The sequence below is a fragment of the Sphingobium sp. HWE2-09 genome (assembly GCF_035989265.1).
In the GTDB taxonomy this organism is placed as follows: Bacteria; Pseudomonadota; Alphaproteobacteria; order Sphingomonadales; family Sphingomonadaceae; genus Sphingobium.
The window spans coordinates 191,037-207,389 of record NZ_JAYKZX010000001.1; the positions used below are offsets into that span (position 1 = coordinate 191,037).

A 16,353-nucleotide genomic window follows, 5' to 3' on the forward strand; every position below is an offset into this window, starting at 1 on the left:
CCGCCCTGTCGTAAGGGCGGCCGCTTTCATCCGTTGTCAGGGCTTGGGTTGGGGGATGGGACGCCGTTCGCCTGCTTGCCACTTGATCCCGTCGATCAGCAGGTTAGGGAGGATGCTATTGTCCCATTCGGGCTTTGCCGGCGGACTGTCGCCGATGCGCAGGGCAACCAGCTTGGCGGCGCGAGAGATATAAACGACCTGGTCGGAATTCCCGTCGAACAGGAACAAATCCTTGTCGCGATAAGGCGCGGAATGCAGCACCTGCGGTCCCGGACGGCCCGGCGCGCCGAAACCGCGCCGTTCCGCATAGGGTCCGGCCACCCAGACACCCATGCCATAATGCGGATTTTGCGGCGTGCCGGTCGCCATCGCATCGACATAGCCCTTGGGCAGCAAGCGCTTGCCGTTCGCGACGCCATCGTTCAGCAATAATATGCCCAGGCGCAACCAGCTTTCGGCTGGCAATGTCATGCAGCAGCCCGAGTGGGCAAGGCCGCCTGGACGATCGACCCAAATTTCGCCACCCATAGCCCCGATCGGTTGCAGGATCTGCTGGCTGACGAACGGACCGTAGCGGGTTCCGGTCGCCCGTTCGATCACCAACGCGACCAGTTCCGACACGGCGTTGGAATAGCCATAATAGGTGCCGGGTTTATGCGTGAGCGGATAATTATGAACGATCTGCCAGCCATGATCGGGGTCGATATAGGCCCGGTTCAACGGATTGTCCGGGTCCGGGCTATAGTCCTGCTCCAGGAAGCCCGAGCGCATGTCGAGCAGATGGCGCAATTGCATCGTCGCTTTCGGCGTGCCGCTCCATTCCGGGATGAAGTCCGTCATCGGCTGATCGAGCGATTTGATTTTGCCGAGCGCGATTGCACGCCCTACGGCGATCGCGGTGAGCGGTTTGGACAGGGACTTGGACACCATCTGCGTCTTGCTATCGCTGCCCCGGGAATAGTCGGCGCGCTCCATCTTGCCATCGCGCCAGACCAGGAAGGCGCGGGCATTGCTCGCGGCGGCATAGGCGGCGGCCTGATCCAGCGCTTGCGGCGCGATCGTTCCCTGCGACGGCGATACGGCAGGGATCGAGCGGTAGGATTTCGCGCCCGCTATTGGCTCCATCGGATCATAGCTGGTCATGACGCCACGATCGCGCATCAGCGCTTCGAACCGTTGTTTATACAGCGCTTCCCATGCGGGCGTGGAGGCGGGATTGCGGAGCGGAGCTGGTGCTGCTTGATTCGATTGGGTGACAGCAGCACTGGCGAGGCAAAGCGCGCCGACGGCCAAGCCGGCTTTCAAAGATATGCTAACTCGAAACAGCGTCGCCATCGAATATGCCCCACAAAAACAGTTGTCTCATGTGTTCACGACGCTGTCCGCAGAACAAATTGCTCAACGTAAATGTCCACCATGCGATCAATCGCCAGAATATAGAGTCCATATGCCGGATTTGGCGCTCGAACATATAAACGACCAGTTGCTGCGTGAATGCTCGCACCGATACGACATGCCCAACGGCTGTTCGTTAAGGCGCGCCATTATTCTGCAACGCGGTCAGGGGCAATATCAAAAAATGATGCTCAAGCATCATCAACGGGGAAGACATTATATGAAGATAGCAAAGACGGGCCTGGGGGCAGCGTCGCTCAGCGGTATCATGATGGCTGCGCTGGCCTGGCCGAGCGCGGCGGCAGCGCAGGTCGACATGGCGGCCCAGGAAGGCGGCGCCTCCGGTGAAATCGTCGTAACCGCGCGGCGGCGTGCGGAAAGCGTTCAGACGGTACCGATCGCGATCACGGCGTTGACTGCCGAAGATCTGGCCGAACGCAATATCAACAGCCTGAGCGATCTGTCCAATTCGACACCTGGCGTTGCTATCACCAATATTTCCGGCGGTACGCTGACCAACATCTATATTCGCGGTCAGGCGCCCGCCAATACGACCAACGATTTGAACGTCGAAGCCAATGTCGGCGTGTTCATCGACGATATCTACCAGACCAGCCGCAATACGATCGACATCATTTCGGTGCTCGACGTCGGTCAGATCGAAATCGCCAAGGGGCCGCAAAGCGCGCTGTTCGGCCGATCGACCTTTGCCGGCGCCATGTCCATTTCCACCCGTCGCCCGGCCAACACGCTGGAAGGCAATGTCCAGGCCACCGTCGGCATCGATGAGGATTATCGCCTGCGTGGTTCGCTGTCCGTGCCAATCGGCGACAAGATCGCGCTGCGCGTCGGTGGCGGTTACATGACCTATGACGGCTTCGGCAAGAATTCGGCCGATCCCGACGACAATCTGGGCGGCACCAAGAAATATGCGTTCACCGGTTCGCTGGAGTTTCGACCCACCGAAGAATTGACGGCGCGCCTGTCCGGTTTCGTATCGCATTCCGAAACGGAAATGTCGGCGGTCAGCGGTTTGCCGCTTGGCGATTTCAATTGCGGGTCGTTGAATGCCGCAACCGGTCTGCGCACCATGTATTGCGGCGAGTTGAAGGCCAAGAAGACCAGTTCGATCACCGCCGACGCGCCCGACACGGTGGCGGATGCGCGCCAAATCGCCCTGAACCTCAACTGGGCGCATGATGGCGTGTCGGTGACGAGCATCACCGGCTTTACCGAAGCGGAAAACCGCACCTATAATGATTATGACATGACAGCCGAAGGCACGTTGTTCGGCGTCTGCACGCTGGGCGCCAGTTGCCTGACGAACGGCGCCTACAGCCGCCTGCAGCGCGTCAACCTGCTCAGTTCCAATCGTGAACGGGTGCGCACGTTCAGCCAGGAAATCCGGCTTCAGTCCGACAACACGTCCCCCTTCCAGTGGATCGTCGGCGGAAGCTATTTCAATTCGCGCATCCCGCTGGCCGGCCTGGGCATCGCGACGGACGGGTCCAATCTGGCCCCGAACGAACGGCTGGTCCAGGTGAGCCAGACGACGACCCCAGCGGCCACGGGCGTCGGCGCCTATGACTTCACCGCCAACCCTTTCATCTCGTCCAGCCTGTCCAACTCGCTGTACAGCACGTACACGACGGCCAGCACCCAGACGATGTCGATCTTCGGATCGCTGGGCTATCGCTTCGGCGACCTGCGCATCGGTGCGGAAGGCCGGTATAATATCGACCGCAAACGCGCGCAGAGCTTCTCCATCTCCAACCCGCTGAGCCAGCCGGGCCTGCTCAAGGGCATTTCGGACACGTCCACGCCGGACGCCGGGCAGTTTCCGGTCGCCAGCGCGCATTTCGCCCGGACGTTCGAGAGCTTCGCTCCGCGCTTCACGGTGGATTATCAGGCTATGCCGGACATGTTCTTCTACGCGACGGCGGCCAAGGGCATCCGTTCGGGCGGGTTCAACACGGCCAATCCTGTCAGCCCCACGGGCATCCTGGCCGACGAAGTCTCCTATGAGGAGGAAACCAACTGGACCTATGAAGCGGGCGTCAAGAGCCGCCTCTTCAACCGTGCGCTGCTGTTGAACGCATCGGTATTCCATGTCGATTGGTCCAATGCGCAGGTGTCCGCCTACACGCTCAATCCCACGACGGTGAACCCGACGCGGATCGTGCGCAATGCAGGCAATATCAAGACCACCGGTTTCGAAGTGCAAACCGAACTGACGCTGGCCGATTATTTCAAGGTCGGCGGTAGCGTGGTCTATACCGACCCCAAGTTCCAGGCAGGCGCCTATGATGCATCGATCATCACCCAATGCGTCATCGGCACCGGCGCTGCCGCGACGGCGGCGCCCGGTTGCCCCGATGTCATCCTGATCACGACGCCGAGCGGCACGCGTGCGGTGACGTCGCTAGAGGGCAAGCGGCCGCAGCGCGCGGTCAAGCTGTCGTGGAACCTCCACGCCAGCATGGACGTGCCGCTGTCGGACGATTGGAAGTTGTTCACGCGCGTGGACGTCAACCATAGCGGCGACGCGCCGTTGAACCTGCCCAACACCGCCTATTTCGGCAAGCGCACGCTCGCCAATGCGCGGATCGCGGTGGAAGGCAGCCGGTACAGCATCGCGCTGTGGGCCAACAACATCTTCGACAAACTCTATGCGGCCAATTCGATCGCACAGCCGCGCGCGGGCGTGCCCTTCGCATTCAGCGTGCCGGAAATCTACCAGGGTGAAGGTCGCCGGGTCGGGCTTACGGTCGGCGCGAAATTCTGATCGTCGCAGATGGATCGGGGGTCGGGCAACCGGCCCCCTTTTTTGGAGAATAGAGGATGCTGTTCGATTCGATCCAGAATGCGGTGTCCAGGCGCGGGGCGCTGGGCGGCCTGATCGGCCTAGGAACCGCGGCCGGAATGGCCCCTGCTCTTTCGGCGCAAGCAGCGCAGGCCAGCGCCAACCCGAATATCCGTCCGCTCGACATCATGGACCCGCGCGACAATCTCTACGGCTTTGCCAAGCTGTGGGGGACGATCGGACCCAAGGCGGTGAAGTCGGGCTATTATGGCGTGCAATATGCGATCGTCGGGTCGAAGCGGGCGATGCCGGTGTTCGGCTATTATGGCTTCGGCAACAACCGCAATATCATCCAGCCCGATGGTTCGGTTAAGGTGCTGGGCAAGGAATGCGGCTATTTCACGGATCTGGCGACTGGCGAGATCATCGACCATTGGGACAATCCCTGGACCGGCGAAAGGGTCGAAGTCTTTCCGTTTCTCAATGACCGTTGGCGCGGCACATTGGGGCTGGAGCAGAAAGTCTTCAAGGTCGGCGATGGCGAGACTGTCAACAACGACATGGGCAAGGGCGCCAGCGCCAAGGGCGCGCCGTTCCGGCTGCCCTGGAACCGGGTTGGCGACCAATATCTGCTGGGCTGGGACTATGCGCATGAATATACCAACCCGGTAACACCCGAAGGCTGGCCCAAGGCGTCGAGCGGCGTGCGCGCCAATCCGTCCGAACATTTCGTGGTGTTCACGCCGACGGACGAGATTGACGATCGATCGCTGCCGTCGGCGCGTTTCCATGCAGGCTTCACCCGGCAGGGACCATGGTGGCCGTGGATGAAGATGGGCCAGAGCGGCGTGCAAGGCGTGCTTATGGGCCGGATGTTTAGCTACAAGATCACCGGCACGGTAGAAGACATCCCCAAGGTGGTGTTGAAGCGTATCGAGCGCGATCGGCCCGACCTGCTGGAAGAGCCGACCGATGGGCCGGACGAAGGCGTGCGCGGTACGCTGGAAGCCTATGCCGAGGACGTGCCGCCCGAAACGCGGGGCTATGTCTCGCCCTTGGCACAGCAGCGGCAAAAGGCGCTGGAGGCAGCGAAGAAATAAGCGACCGGCGACGCGCATGACAGGAGATTGCCGCCCTCCCCTGCGCCTAGGCGGGAGCGATCGACTTGGTTTGCGCGTCGCCAATGGTGACCTAGTTGCAAGGAGAATATCGTGGGTCTGACACGGCGCGATTTCGGCATGGGGGCAGCGGCGCTGGGCGTGACGCTGATGGCGGAGCGGGCCAGCGCAAAGGTGGGCAGGCCCAAGGACGTCGATGTCATTATCCTTGGCGCGGGCATGTCGGGCCTGAACGCAGCCTGGTTGCTCGAACAGCAGGGATTGAAAGTTCTGTTACTCGAAGGGCGCGAACGGGTTGGCGGGCGCGTGTTCACGCTGATGGATCAGCCTGGTTATCCCGAAATGGGTTTCAACTCGATGGGCGAAGGCTATGGCCGCGGCATCGATGCGGCGAAGCGGGCCGGGGTGGAACTGGAAAATGTCGCGCCACGCTTTTACGTCGGGCCGCCCCAGGAACTCTATCTGGATGGCAAGCGCATCACGCAGGAGGACTGGGCGACGGCGTCGATCAATCCTTTCCCCGATCGACTGAAAGGATCGATGCCGTGGGAAGTGGTCAACAAGATGGTGTCAGACCATAACCGACTGGCCGATTTCAACCTGTGGAACGACCCGTCGAACGCCGGACTGGACATCTCGCTCTATAATTTTCTCAAAGCGCAGGGACTAAGCGACGCAGCGATCCAGCTTGCGACGGTGTCGCCCTATTACGGCACGTCGGGCTATGATGTGTCGGCGCTGATGCTCGAATATAATGACGGGTTCATCAAGGGGCAGATGGCGGTGGGACCGCGATCGCTGGCGGTGAAGGGCGGCAATATCAAGCTGCCAAAGGGCATGGCGACACTGCTGAAAGGCGACATCCTGTTTGGCAAGGAAGTCGTCGCAATCGATAATCTGGCGGACAAGGCCGAAGTGCGTTGCGCGGACGGATCCGTCTATGCCGCCCCGCGCGTGATTTGTTCGCTGCCCTTTTCGACATTGCGCAATGTCGCCATCCGTCCAGGCCTGAACGGTCCGCAGGCGATGGCGGTCGCCGAGTTGAAATATCAGCCGATCAGCATCGCTTTCCTGACCGTCACCGAACCCTTTTGGGACCAGGATGGCCTGTCACCGGCGATGTGGACCGACGACCCCATGGGCGTCGTGATGCCGCAGCGTTTCGGGGTCCACCCCAAACAGATTACGGGCCTGATGATCCAGGCGCGGGGGCATCTGGCGCAATATTGGGACCGGTTGGGCAAGGAAGGGGCGCTCGCCTTTGCGGTCCGGCGGCTCGAAACCCTGCGCCCTGCTGCCAAAGGCAAGGTCAAGGGCGCCTATCTCCACAGCTGGACGGCGGAGCGGTTCAATATGGGCGATATTTCCTATTTCGGTCCCGGCCAGATCGCAGCCTTTGCCCCGACCATCGCCAAGCCAGCGGGGCGATTGCATTTTTGCGGTGAACATACTGCCGTCAACGCGCGCGGACTGGAAGGCGCGCTTGAATTGTCCGAGCGGGTTGCGATCGAGATTCTTTCGCTATGAAAACCCAGATACAGGATATCTGCATGCGCGCCTTGCTCATTCTGGCGGCCTTCGTCGCCACCCCCTGTCATGCGCAGGCCGGGACGTTCGATGCGACACCGCCGCCGCCCGCTCCGGACTATGCGCAGCCGCTCAACTGGGCAGCGCGTCCCGATGCGCCGAGTGCCGCCGCCACCGTGCCGACTGGCGCAACGCCTGCCGTCAAGCATGCCGCTGCGGCGGTTTTCTACGTGCATCCCACGACATTCCGTCACGATGTTCAGTGGAATCAGGACGTTGCGGATGCCGCCACCAACCGCTGGACCGACGCCAGCGTCATCGCGCGTCAAGCCTCCATTTTCAACGGCTGCTGCGACGTCTATGCGCCACGGTATCGGCAGGCCGTCGCCCGATCGGTCGGCGCATTGGATGGCGAAGGGGGCAAGGCCTTTGCCCTGGCCTATTCAGACGTCGAACGGGCGTTCGATGCGTTTCTGATCGCGATCGGGGACAAGCCGTTCATCCTGGCGGGGCATAGTCAGGGTGGCGCGCATATCGCGACGCTGCTGGCCAGACGCATCGACGGCACCCCGCTGTCAAATCGGATGATCGCGGCCTATGCCATCGGCTATAATCTGTCCGATGGTGATTTCGGCAAGACCTACCGCAGCCTGAAGACCTGCGATCGTCCCACCCAGACGGGTTGCGTCGTGGGATGGAACACGGTCACGCGCGATGCCGACCGGGCGATGCTGGGCGGCTTGATGACGCAGCGCTACGTCACATTGCATGGCGACGATGCGGGCAAGGCTTTGTTGTGCATCAACCCGCTGACGTTCGATCGCAGCAAGCCCGCCGCGCCCAGGTCAGCCAGCCGTGGCGCGGTGCCGGGGGCAGCGGATGCGTCCCCGGTCGCCCCATTGCGCAAGGGGCTGGTCGCTGCCGAATGCCATGACGGTTTCCTGGTGGTGGACGCCGATCCTGCGCTGGACATGAAGCCGCTGCCCGGCGGCAGTATGCATTTTCATGACATGGGCCTGTTCTATGCGGACATCCGCGCCAACGCCGTAGCGCGGGTCAAGGCCTATCTGCGCACGCATCGGTAATGGTCAGGGTTAGCCGGTTGCGCCTGTGCGCGGCAAGGACGCGAGCGCTATCTGCTTGCCGCCCGTCTTCGTCGCAGGCCGGGCGATAAGGTCAGCGAGCAAGGCGGCGTTGCGGGCGAAGTGATGGCCGCCCGGCACCATGATCGTCGTTGCGACACCGTTCGGGATGGTCGGACAAGCGCTGTCGCTTTCCTGTGCGCCCTGGATGCACCGTATGTCCATGTCCCGCAGGCGCAGGATCGCGGGGATCGTCGGCAAGGCCTGCGCGGAATCCAGGTTGAGCCAACTGCTGAGATGGAACTGGAAATCGGCCGTCGGGCTGAGGCCCAGCAGCGACAGGCTGGCGATATGCGCCCTGGTCGCCGGATCGAGGGTGCCGACCATGGCGGGCAGCGTATCGGCGCCAAAGCTGTAGCCGATCAGCATGACCCGTGGGCGATGCCAGGCGGTGCCGTAGGCCGTGATGATGCGGCGCATATCCTGCCCCGCCTGCGCAGGCGTCCGCTGGCTCCAGAAGTAGGACAGGCTGTCGACGCCCACGACGGGCACGCCTTTGGCCGCCAATTGTCCGGCGACATCGCGGACCAGCCCCGTCCAGCCGCCATCACCGGAATAGAAGACCGCCATGACATCGTTGCGGGCCGGGCCGGTCGGTGGAACGATCGTCAGCGGCAGGTCGGTCGGCAAGCCGGTGCCCGCTACGGCCGATGGCGCCTTGTTCAGCATCGGCGCCAGCGTCGCTATCAGGCGTGGCGTCATCTGCGGGGCGTTGAGGGACGCATGGTCGGCATCGGGCAGCGCGATGAAACGGGCATGGGGGATGGCGGCTGCGAAACGGCGCGCGGTGGTGAAATCGACCACCGTGTCGCGCGCGCCCTGCAGGACGATCCAGGGGACGGTGATCCGGCGGTTCGGTGCGAACAGCCATCCCCGCGACGGCGTGGCGATCGGCCGGGCGGCAAAGCCGGGCGCACGGCACCACGGCTTGATGCCGGGAATATCGGCACTGAACCCAAGAGATATGACGCCGCGATAGGCGCCGTCTGCCCATTGCGACAGGCTGGCATAGGCGACCGTCGCGCCTGCCGAATAGCCCATGATGACCGGCTGCATATAGGCGCGCACGCCCGTGCGATGTTGCACGTCCCGCGACAATGCGACCAACGGATAGTTGGGATTGATGCAGCGATTATGCCCTCTTTGCAGCGACCGCATGAAGGTGGGTGTGGAAATGCCGGCCACCAATATGCCACGCTGCGCCAGGCGACCCGCCATGGCGGCGATGCTGCCGTTCCAGCCGCCGTCGCCCGACAGAAAAATCACATTCGCGCGCGGGGCGCCGCCTGGACGATAGACCCTGATGCCGCCGAAGGGGGCCAGATAGTAGGAACTGATCGTGACACTCTGCGCGGCGACCCTTCGTCCCGACGCCAGCACCGGCGCGGTGACGCCGGTCAGGATCAGCCAGCCGCCGACGAATAGGACGATGATACTCCGAATGATCCTGCGCATGATGCAGCCCCTGTTCAATCAGGTCGGCATCCTACGCGTCGGCACCTGTTCCCGCTTTTACGGCTGGATGACAGTTTCGTCATTTTCATGGCGCGACGCCCGGCTGCCGCTGCCGATCAAGGCCTGCAAATCCATCAGCGTGCGAGGGAAGCCCAAGCCTTGCGGTCCTGCGACGAAGCGGCCTTCCCATTGGGGGAGAATTTCTCCTTATAGGCGCGCAGGCCTTCGAAGCCGTAGAAGGCGTTGCCATGTTGATACAGAAGGCCGCCCAGGCGCGACCAGAGGGGGGCCAGCCTGCGTGCCTCCAGACCCGATAGCGGCGCCATGCCCAGGTTGAACCAGCCATAGCCTTGCGCCTGCCCCCACTGCATCAGCCGGACGAACAGAAAATCCATCACGCCATAGGGCATGGCTTCGCGATGGCGCATCAGATCGACCGACAGTTCCGACTTGTCGGCCGTCTTCCAGATGTTGGCGAAGGCCACGATCCGGCCCTGCCAGCGGACCACCGCACAGTCGAAATGGGCCATATAGGCCGGGTCGAAGCGACCGACGCTGAATCCCTTTTCCCGATGGCGTTTGAGCGCGAGCCATTCGTCCGAAATTTCCGAAAGTTCATGCATGATGGCAGACATATCTTCCACCGGGACGATGTCGAAAACGGCGCCATCCCGCGCTGCGCGGCGTTCCGCATAGCGCAGGGGTTTGGCGTCCGGCCCGTCAAGGGTGAAGCTGGCGAGATCGACATGCGCTTCCTCGCCATATTTGGTGATTTGCAGCCCGAGTTCGATCGCCAGCGGGAGGGCGGCCAGGCTGATCTGGTAGAGCAACAGACGCCCCTGCGCCGCGTCGGCCTGTTCCCGCAGGGACCAGAGCAGGTCGCCCCATTCCGCCTCCACCCCGACGGGATCGCCCATGACGATCCAGCTATGGTTTTTGATCTGATACATCAGGAAGGCCCGGCCGCTGTCCGACAATAGGAACCGCTTGTCGCCGGTATAGGCGAGGTTGGCGTCGGTGCGTTGCGCCAGGGCCATGGCTTCGGGGGTCGGAAGGGCCGCCGCATTGGCGTCAAGCCGCGCAGGGGACGCGGGGCGAAACATCCACAGGAAGGCGACGATCGCCAGCAGGACGATGACGGCAAAGCTGGCGCGCAGGAATCGCGACGCGTCGCCATGTTCGGCAAATTCCCACCACAGGTCGTTCTGATAATCGACATGCTTATAGGCGAACAGGCCGATCCAGATGGACAGGCCCACCACGATCGCCACGGTCGCGAGCCATGCGGGGGTGAAGGCTTCGGCCAGAAAATGGGTGCGGCGATAGAAGGCAAGGCGCGTCCATTGCAACGCGCCTGCGATCAGGATCATGATGGAGGCTTCCTCATAATCCAGCCCCTTGAGCAGGGAAAATAGCGCGCCCGCCACCAGGAGCAGGCGCGTCAGCCAGAAAGCGCCGTCCAGCCGCCGGTACAGTCCGGCCGACAGGATCAGCAACGCCGCGCCGATCAGGCTACCGGCCAGATGGGACAGTTCAATGAACGGCTGAGGCACGATGGTCGACAGGGTGGCGGCGCGCCCCGCGATCGTGGGCAGGGAGCCGGACACCAGCAGCACCGCGCCGCCCAGGAACACCAGCGCCGCGATCATCGTGGGCGCGAGGACCGAGGCCACGTCGCGCATCCCGTTCAATGTCCGGGCAATGGGGGCGTGCCAGCGGCGTCCTTCCTGAAACAGGATGATCGCGATCGCCACCAGCAACGGGGCAATATAGTAGATGAGCCGGTAGGCGAGCAGCGCAGCGACCATTTCGGGACGATCGACGCCGGGCAAGGCGATCAGCATCACCGCCTCGAACACGCCGATGCCGCCGGGCACATGGGTGATGAGCACGGCGATGATCGCCAGCACATAACCCATGAAGAAGAGCGGCCATTGCGCCGGGCCGACACCGGGCACCAGGATGAAGAGCGCGGCGCTGGCCGCCGCCAGATCGATCATGCTGATGCCGATCTGCGCCAGCATGGCGGGCGCCGGGGGTACGGGGGCGCTCCATCCCCGCAGCCGCAAAGTGCGGCCGCGGCGTCCGGCCCAAAGCAACAGCGCCGCCATCGCCAGCAGCAGAACGATGCCCGCCAAGCGCAACGGCCCGCCCAACCCAGCCAGTGTGCCGATCGCCAGCACTTCCGGTCGCCAGGCCAGCATCGCACCTGCCAGAACGGCAATCCCGCCCCAGAAGGTGGCGCTGGCGATCATCACGACGCGCGCTATGTCGGCCAGGCTCAACCCCGCCGCGCTATAGACCCGGTAACGCGCCGATCCGCCGGTGAGCAGCGACAGGCCCAGATTATGGCTGAGCGTGTAGCTGGTGAAGGACGCCAGCGCCGCCGTGCGCCACGGCAGGGGTCGCCCGATCGCCCGCAGCGCCAGCACATCGTACAATGTCAGCGTCAGATAGCTGATCGCCGTCAGGCCAGCGGCGGCGATCAGGGCGGAGGCGGGTATGGCGCGCCAAGCGAGGCGCACCTGGCTGAGATGGACGTCGTGCAACAGGTGGCCGAGCGCCACCAGGCCAAGCGCTGCCAGCGCCAGCAGCACGCCGATCGACAAGGTGGTGCGGTGACGCACCCACCAATGGGAAGATGGGGCGGCGTCCGTCATTGCCATATCATCATCCTGCCTGATGGCGTGTCCATATCTGGCTTTTGCACATCCACGTGCCCAGCAGGCAACCGGATATCTTCAATCTATTGGGATCGATCTGACGAATGACGGACGAAAAGCTGCGACCCATGTCGGGCACATAGACGCGCCCTTCCCACTGGCCGGGGCCGCGCGCATGATAATCCTGGAGCAATTCGGTGCCGACCAGATGGGCGACGCCTGCGTCGGCGGCGTCGGCCAGCGCCTGGTCATCGGCCCAGCGGACCCAGCCGCACAGGCCGCCCCGGCACGCGCCGGTCGTCACCATGACCGAGCCATGCGGGTTCATCCAGTTGCCTTCGATCGGCACATCGGCCATCGCGGCATGGGGTGTCAGCGCGCAGGCGGCGATCGACAGCAGGGCCAGGAAACGCATGGCTCAGCGTCCCGCCAGCAGATGGACGCGCTGCATGGCGGCGTGGAGCGCGCCATAGACCGCATCCACATCGCGGTTCAGGCGGTGCCCGCCCGGCAGCGCGATCGATCGCACATTGGGCTGGTGCAGCAAGGGACACAGGCTGTCCGTTTCCTCCTGCCCGTAAATGCACAAGGCCGGGGTCCAGACCAGTTGCCGCGCGGTCGGCAGGGCGTCCGACTCGGCCATGGCGAAGGTGAAGATTTCCGCCGGGGACGCACGATATTCGACCGTTGCGCCCGGCACAACGAGCGCGACCATCCCAATCGCCCGCCGATCCGCAATCGGCAGATGAGCGAGTGCCACGTGCAGCATGTCCGCGCCATAGGATTGGCCGATCAGCAGGATATGCGCCTGCGGATTGATGAGGCGGGCCTGCGTCAGCGCATGTTCCAGCAGCGCGGTCGCCTCTATCGGACGCCGGGTCGTGCGGAAATAGTTGAGCGAATTGACGCCGACCACGGGAACGCCGTCGTCGACCAGCTTGGCCGCGACGCGTGGCCCCATCCCGACGTTGAAGCCCATGTCGCCCGACCAGAGGATCGCCACCGTCCCGCCCGGCTCTGCGCGATAGGCGGGCGGACGCAGCGGCGTGAACAGATCGTCGCCCAGATAGCCGATACGCACGAAATGCACGATCATCGCCGCCAACAGGCAGACCATGATGGCCGCTATCGCCCGCCCTGCCCCTATCCGTTTCATGCGATCTGACCTTGTCTCGCGCCCTTGCCATCTTCGTACAGCGTCTTGCGCGCATCGGGCCATCCGTTCGCTGACTGCCGCATGAACTTTATGTCATGTCCCCGCCAGCGCAGCGACAGGGCGACATTGGTAAGGAAGGGCATGATCTGGTCTTCCCGTTCCTTTTACGCGGCAGCGTTGGCGTTGGCATCCGTGCCGCCGCTATTGTCGGCGCGGATCGCCGGGCCGCCATCGACCCCGGTCGTCGTTGCCGACGGCATCGGGCTGACGCTGGGCGAGGATGGGGGACGGCGGATCGTCGTCACCAGCCTGCGCAGCGGCGGGCCGGCCGATCATGGCGGCATCGCGGTGGGGGACAGGCTGGAGCGCGTGGCTGGTCATCCGGTGGCTGGGTTGAATGCGATGCGCCGCACGATCCATGCGCACCGCCCCTGTGCAATGACGCTGACATTGAACCGCGACGGTATTTCCTATGACGCCAGAATCTGGCAGTGCAAGGGACGCGCCGGGACCGGTGTGAGACGGGCCAGCGCCCGATAGAAGGATTGCGCGATGGGGCGGAAGATATTGCTGGTCGAGGATGACCGGACCACCGCCGAGTTCATCCTGAAGGGGTTGGCCGAACATGGGCATGTCGGCGACCATGCGGACAATGGCCGCGATGGATTGTTCATGGCGACGGACGGCGGCTATGACGCGATCATTCTGGACCGGATGCTGCCGGGCATGGACGGGCTGGCAGTGCTGGGCGCGTTACGCGCCGGGGGCATCGAAACGCCGGTGATCCTGTTGTCCGCGCTTGGCTCGGTCGATGATCGGGTGACGGGCCTGACCGCCGGATCGGACGATTATCTGGTCAAGCCGTTCGCCTTTGCCGAACTGCTCGCCCGGCTGGAATTGTTGATGCGGCGGCGGGGCAGCGGCACCAGCGTGGAAACGATATTGACGTGCGACACGCTGCGCATGGACCTGTTGAAGCGCGATGTGCGCCGGGGCGGCCGCGCCATCGACCTGCAACCGCGTGAATTTCGCCTGCTGGAATATCTGATGCGCCATGCAGGCCAGGTGGTGACCCGCACGATGTTGCTGGAAGGCGTGTGGGATTATCATTTCGATCCCGGCACCAATGTCATCGACGTGCATATCAGCCGCCTGCGTCGCAAGATCGATGGCGAGGGCGACGTCGTGCTGATCCAGACCGTGCGCGGCGCGGGCTATCGGTTGGGCGCATGAGCCGACGGGCGATGGCCTTGCGCGCGCCGTTGCGCTGGATACGATCGTCCCATGCGCGGTTCATCGGCCTGATCCTGTTGCTGGAGTTGGTATTTGGCGGCGCCTTGCTGTTGTCGGTGACGCAGTTGGTGCGCGCCAATCTGGACGCGGCGGACAGCGCGATCGCGGTCGATACCCGCGATACGTTGCTGGCGATCGGCCGGGATGAGGGCCAGCAGGCGCTGGAAAGCGCGGTGACGCAGCAGGCGCGCGAGGAAAGCGATTCCGTGCTGCTGCTCGCCCAAGCGGACGGCCGCCGGATTGCGGGCAATCTGTCGGGCTGGCCGCCCGTCATCCCGGCCCGCAGCGCCGGGATCAAGGCCAGGCTTTATCGCATCGGCGACACCGATCCGATGCCATTCGCCATTGCCGCAGCGCGATTGCCCGATGGCCGCCGCCTGCTGGTGGGGGAAAGTACGGACGACAGCGACCAGATCCGCCAGACGGTGGAAGGCGCGTTGTTGACCGCGCTGTTGATGGCGTTGCCGCTGGCGATCGTGGCGGCGTGGCTGGTGGTGCATATCATCGACCGCCGCATCGTGCACATCGCCGAAACCGCCGCATTGGTCGGATCGGGCAAGATCGACCGCCGTGTTCCGCTGGACGGATCGGGCGACAGTTTCGATATGCTGGGCCGCACGATCAACGACATGCTGGACCGGATCGGCGGTCTGCTGGCCGAGTTGCGGACGGTGACGGACAGTATCGCGCATGATCTGCGATCGCCGCTGACCCGGCTGCGCGCGCGGATCGATCGAGCGATGCTGGCGGACAATCCCGAGATTTTGCGCGAGTCCATCGACGGCATCAGCAAGGAAGCGGACCAGTTGCTGGCGATGCTGGCGACGGCGCTGGCGGTGAGCCGCATGGAAGCGGGCATCGGGCGCGACCGCTTCACGGAAACAGACCTGGCGACGATGCTGATGGATATCGGCGAATTATACGAGCCGTTATGCGAGGATCAGGGGCGACTGTTGACGGTGGACATAGACGGGCCTGCGACCCTGCCCGTGCATCGCGAACTACTGGGTCAGGCGCTGTCCAACCTGATCGACAATGCACTGAAATATGGCGAAGGACCGATGACGCTCTATCTGACAGAAGATCAGGACAGGCTGGTGATCGGCCTGAAGGACCAAGGCGCCGGGATCGCGCCAGAGCAGGAGGCCGAGGCGATGCGCCGTTTCGGGCGCCTGGACCCGGCGCGAGGGACTGCGGGCGCGGGCCTTGGCCTGTCACTCGTCGCGGCGGTGGCGCGGATGCACCAGGGGTCCGTGCGGCTCGTGCGGCATGACGACGGTTTCGCCGTGGAGATGCTGATCGCGCAAGGTGGATAAGGCCAGCGATGGGAGCCGGGCAGCGGGCAACAAGGGACGTCCCTGATGCACCGGCTCCCTCTGGGCTGGCTTACTTGCTGGCCGGCTTGGTGGCGGCGGTCGTGGTCGTCGTGGTGGTCACCTTCTTGGCAGCCTTGTGCTTCTTCACGACGTGATGCGCAGGCTTGGCGCTGGCGGTGGCAGCCGAAGCGGCGAACGGCGTAGCGACAACGGCCAGCGAAGCGAGGCTGGTGAGGATCAGGCGAGCATTCATGGGTCAACTCCTAGATGGCTGCGGTCCATCGTGGATCGCCTGCCCCTTATGGCGGGCGGCGCCCTTCGGCAGGGTGACGGCAAAATGAACTTTTGGACAGGGAAGCGCGTGAGGTAGTTTCCGGACCGAAACCTATTGCACGGACGCTCCGGTATGAGCCGCGAAAGATTTCTCCCGGCGTTGACTCGCCAGATGATGTAAGCGATGTTATCGCTAACATAAAGATGCGTCC

General features: G+C 63.6%; 12 protein-coding genes and 1 pseudogene. 7 read left to right on the top strand and 6 right to left on the bottom strand.

All coding sequences use genetic code 11. The features are described 5' to 3' along the window. Positions 1-36: 36 nt before the first annotated feature. Positions 37-1,305 carry a serine hydrolase domain-containing protein gene (locus U5A89_RS00830; protein WP_338159331.1) on the bottom strand — a complete coding sequence of 423 codons (1,269 nt, stop codon included), beginning with the start codon at positions 1,303-1,305 and terminating at the stop codon, positions 37-39. 310 nt (positions 1,306-1,615) lie between these two features. On the opposite strand from U5A89_RS00830, the gene U5A89_RS00835 reads away from it, so the two are divergent. The 4 genes from U5A89_RS00835 to U5A89_RS00850 all read left to right on the top strand — a co-directional run bounded on the left by U5A89_RS00835 (position 1,616) and on the right by U5A89_RS00850 (position 7,928). Beyond that, the gene (locus U5A89_RS00835) at positions 1,616-4,180 is read left to right on the top strand and encodes a TonB-dependent receptor (RefSeq protein ID WP_338159332.1); all 2,565 of its coding nucleotides are present in this window, start codon (positions 1,616-1,618) and stop codon (positions 4,178-4,180) included. Between the two features lie 56 nt (positions 4,181-4,236). Continuing rightward, on the top strand, positions 4,237-5,298 hold the full coding sequence (locus U5A89_RS00840) for a DUF1838 family protein (protein ID WP_338159333.1): 1,062 nt from the start codon (positions 4,237-4,239) through the stop codon (positions 5,296-5,298). Positions 5,299-5,409: 111 nt separating this feature from the next. Beyond that, on the top strand, positions 5,410-6,843 hold the full coding sequence (locus U5A89_RS00845) for a flavin monoamine oxidase family protein (RefSeq protein WP_338159334.1): 1,434 nt from the start codon (positions 5,410-5,412) through the stop codon (positions 6,841-6,843). A gap of 23 nt (positions 6,844-6,866) precedes the next feature. Further along, a complete protein-coding gene (locus U5A89_RS00850; RefSeq protein ID WP_338159335.1) occupies positions 6,867-7,928 on the top strand; it encodes a DUF3089 domain-containing protein in 1,062 nt (353 codons plus the stop codon). A 9-nt stretch (positions 7,929-7,937) separates the two neighbouring features. On the opposite strand, the gene U5A89_RS00855 is transcribed toward U5A89_RS00850, so the two are convergent. The 4 genes and pseudogenes from U5A89_RS00855 to U5A89_RS00870 form a co-directional block, all read right to left on the bottom strand. Next, positions 7,938-9,440 (bottom strand): AcvB/VirJ family lysyl-phosphatidylglycerol hydrolase, encoded by a 1,503-nt coding sequence (locus tag U5A89_RS00855; protein WP_338159336.1) that lies wholly within the window; start codon positions 9,438-9,440, stop codon positions 7,938-7,940. A gap of 57 nt (positions 9,441-9,497) precedes the next feature. Continuing rightward, positions 9,498-12,100: pseudogene (gene mprF / locus U5A89_RS00860) on the bottom strand (bifunctional lysylphosphatidylglycerol flippase/synthetase MprF). Between the two features lie 10 nt (positions 12,101-12,110). Beyond that, positions 12,111-12,518, bottom strand: coding sequence for a DUF2147 domain-containing protein (locus tag U5A89_RS00865; RefSeq protein ID WP_445190600.1), 408 nt, complete (start codon positions 12,516-12,518; stop codon positions 12,111-12,113). A gap of 3 nt (positions 12,519-12,521) precedes the next feature. Then, on the bottom strand, positions 12,522-13,259 hold the full coding sequence (locus U5A89_RS00870; RefSeq protein ID WP_338159338.1) for an AcvB/VirJ family lysyl-phosphatidylglycerol hydrolase: 738 nt from the start codon (positions 13,257-13,259) through the stop codon (positions 12,522-12,524). Between the two features lie 141 nt (positions 13,260-13,400). On the opposite strand from U5A89_RS00870, the gene U5A89_RS00875 reads away from it, so the two are divergent. The 3 genes from U5A89_RS00875 to U5A89_RS00885 are packed head-to-tail and all read left to right on the top strand — an operon-like array spanning position 13,401 to position 15,868. Further along, positions 13,401-13,799, top strand: coding sequence for a PDZ domain-containing protein (locus U5A89_RS00875; RefSeq protein WP_338159339.1), 399 nt, complete (start codon positions 13,401-13,403; stop codon positions 13,797-13,799). 12 nt (positions 13,800-13,811) lie between these two features. Beyond that, positions 13,812-14,492 (top strand): response regulator transcription factor, encoded by a 681-nt coding sequence (locus U5A89_RS00880; protein WP_338159340.1) that lies wholly within the window; start codon positions 13,812-13,814, stop codon positions 14,490-14,492. Next, on the top strand, positions 14,489-15,868 hold the full coding sequence (locus U5A89_RS00885) for a sensor histidine kinase (protein WP_338159341.1): 1,380 nt from the start codon (positions 14,489-14,491) through the stop codon (positions 15,866-15,868). The genes U5A89_RS00880 and U5A89_RS00885 overlap by 4 nt, the downstream gene beginning before the upstream one ends. 70 nt (positions 15,869-15,938) lie before the next feature. On the opposite strand, the gene U5A89_RS00890 is transcribed toward U5A89_RS00885, so the two are convergent. Continuing rightward, positions 15,939-16,121 carry a hypothetical protein gene (locus U5A89_RS00890; protein WP_338159342.1) on the bottom strand — a complete coding sequence of 61 codons (183 nt, stop codon included), beginning with the start codon at positions 16,119-16,121 and terminating at the stop codon, positions 15,939-15,941. Positions 16,122-16,353 lie beyond the last annotated feature (232 nt).

Excerpts from the sequence above, each read along its gene's own strand:
- U5A89_RS00835 (WP_338159332.1), top strand. The coding sequence starts at position 1,616 with ATGAAGATAGCAAAGACGGGCCTGGGGGCAGCGTCGCTCAGCGGTATC.
- U5A89_RS00840 (WP_338159333.1), top strand. The coding sequence starts at position 4,237 with ATGCTGTTCGATTCGATCCAGAATGCGGTGTCCAGGCGCGGGGCGCTG.
- U5A89_RS00850 (WP_338159335.1), top strand. The coding sequence starts at position 6,867 with ATGCGCGCCTTGCTCATTCTGGCGGCCTTCGTCGCCACCCCCTGTCAT.
- U5A89_RS00855 (WP_338159336.1), bottom strand. The coding sequence starts at position 9,440 with ATGCGCAGGATCATTCGGAGTATCATCGTCCTATTCGTCGGCGGCTGG.
- U5A89_RS00865 (WP_445190600.1), bottom strand. The coding sequence starts at position 12,518 with ATGCGTTTCCTGGCCCTGCTGTCGATCGCCGCCTGCGCGCTGACACCC.
- U5A89_RS00870 (WP_338159338.1), bottom strand. The coding sequence starts at position 13,259 with ATGAAACGGATAGGGGCAGGGCGGGCGATAGCGGCCATCATGGTCTGC.
- U5A89_RS00875 (WP_338159339.1), top strand. The coding sequence starts at position 13,401 with ATGATCTGGTCTTCCCGTTCCTTTTACGCGGCAGCGTTGGCGTTGGCA.
- U5A89_RS00880 (WP_338159340.1), top strand. The coding sequence starts at position 13,812 with ATGGGGCGGAAGATATTGCTGGTCGAGGATGACCGGACCACCGCCGAG.
- U5A89_RS00885 (WP_338159341.1), top strand. The coding sequence starts at position 14,489 with ATGAGCCGACGGGCGATGGCCTTGCGCGCGCCGTTGCGCTGGATACGA.
- U5A89_RS00890 (WP_338159342.1), bottom strand. The coding sequence starts at position 16,121 with ATGAATGCTCGCCTGATCCTCACCAGCCTCGCTTCGCTGGCCGTTGTC.